Source organism: Pseudomonadota bacterium (assembly GCA_010028905.1).
Classification (GTDB): domain Bacteria; phylum Vulcanimicrobiota; class Xenobia; order RGZZ01; family RGZZ01; genus RGZZ01.
In genome coordinates this window covers 1-1,650 of record RGZZ01000746.1, presented here as the reverse complement: position 1 = coordinate 1,650, position 1,650 = coordinate 1, and the positions used below count along the sequence as shown (strand labels likewise).

General features: G+C 67.3%; 2 protein-coding genes. Both read right to left on the bottom strand.

From position 1 onward, the window contains the following. Positions 1–103 precede the first annotated feature (103 nt). Positions 104–829 carry a phytanoyl-CoA dioxygenase family protein gene (locus tag EB084_24920; protein NDD31507.1) on the bottom strand — a complete coding sequence of 242 codons (726 nt, stop codon included), beginning with the start codon at positions 827–829 and terminating at the stop codon, positions 104–106. Further along, positions 826–1,650, bottom strand: coding sequence for an SDR family NAD(P)-dependent oxidoreductase (locus EB084_24915; protein NDD31506.1), 825 nt, complete (start codon positions 1,648–1,650; stop codon positions 826–828). The genes EB084_24920 and EB084_24915 overlap by 4 nt, the downstream gene beginning before the upstream one ends.

Sequence of the window (1,650 nt, the reverse complement as noted above, 5' to 3'; positions counted from 1 at the left end):
ACCTTTGCCAGCAGCGGGTAGTGCACGACCTGCACGAACCAGATCAGCCCGGTCATCATGAACGTGAAGGCGGCATGCGCGACGAGCAGCATGGCGGAGAGATTCACACCCGAAACACGTAGACCCTCTGCGGGTCGCGCTCGATGTCGGGTGGGTAGCTGACGCGCTTGTCAGCATAGTAGGTGGCGCGGTGATCGCCTTCGGAAGCCGCGTTATACGTGATGAAGAGGGCGCGGCGGCGCGGTCCGCAGAGGTTTGCCGCCGAGCGGTGCGGCGTGAGGCCGTCGAAGAGCACCACATCGCCGGGCGCCACGGGGACGGGGGTGTAGATGGTGTCAGGGTCGTCGTCGAGGGGGGTGAACAGGGCGCCGCTCACCACCCGATGCCGTCCGCTGGCGATCTCGAGGCAGCCGTTGGCCTCGTCGGCCGCATCCACGGCCACCATGGCGGTGATGTAGCGCTGCGCGTAGCGCGTCCAGCCGGCCTGCACGTCTTGATGGGCCTTGAACGGCCCCGCACCTGGAAGCTTGAGGTTGATCTTGTCCTTGAACAGCACGACCGGCTCGCCCAAGAGACGGGCGGCTGCTTCGGGCAGCGGACCCGACGTGATCAGGTGGTGCAGCGCGGCGTGCTCGGGGACGAATCGCTCGATGCGCGACACGATGCGCTTCCCCGGCGCGGTGAGGCTGTCCTCGCGGTAGACCCAGTGGGGACGCTCCCCTTCGGTCCATCCTTCGACCTCATCGCACCAGGCGCTCAGCGGGAGATGGGCCAGCAGGCCGTCGCATCTCACCCACCCATCTCTTGCGTAGGCGTCGACGAGACTCATGCCCGAGATTCGCCCGTGGGCGGGCGCTTCAAGATGCGGTCGAGGATGCTCGGCGTGAAGCGCGAGATGAGCCAGGCGGCCAGACCGTCGCGTGAGGGAACCACGATGCGCGGTCGTCTTGGCAGGGCATCGAGCAGCTTCTTCGCGACGGCATCGGGATCGAGAACGGCGGCCTTCTCCTCTTGCGCCAGAACCTCCCAGGGCTTGCGTCGGTTCTCGCGCTCGAGGCCGGGGGTGCGTGTGTTGGGGGGGCAGAGCACCGTGACGCCGATGCCATGGGGGGCAACCTCGCGCCGCAGCGCTTCTGAGAACCCCACGACGCCAAACTTGCTGGCGCAGTAGCCGGTGTAGCCATAGAGCCCGAAGAGCCCCCCCAGCGATGCGGTGGTGACGATGGTCCCCGGTCTGCGGCTGTCGATCATGTGGCCCAGCGTGGCCTTCACCGCGTGAATCGTGCCCATGAGGTTGGTGGCCACCATCTCGTCGATCTCGGCGATGATCTCTTCGTCGCGCGTACGTGGCTGGTTGGTCTCGGAAAGCCATCCGGGGTGGGCGAGGCCGGCGCAGGTCACGAGCAGGTCGGGGGGGGCGTGCTGCTCGACCATCTCGTTGAGGGCGTCGCGCACCTGCGTCCATTTCGTGACGTCAACGGTGATGGCGTCGAGCGCCCCGATCTCGACACGGGCTGCCTCGAGCACGTCGGTTCGGCGGGCGGCGATGATCACGCGACATCCGCGAGAGACGAGCTGCGCGGCCACGGCTTTGCCGATTCCCTCTGACCCGCCGGTGACCAGGGCCAGCCGCCCCTCGTAGAAACTCAC

Coding starts and splice junctions, on each gene's coding strand:
- EB084_24920 (NDD31507.1), bottom strand. CDS start 829: ATGAGTCTCGTCGACGCCTACGCAAGAGATGGGTGGGTGAGATGCGAC.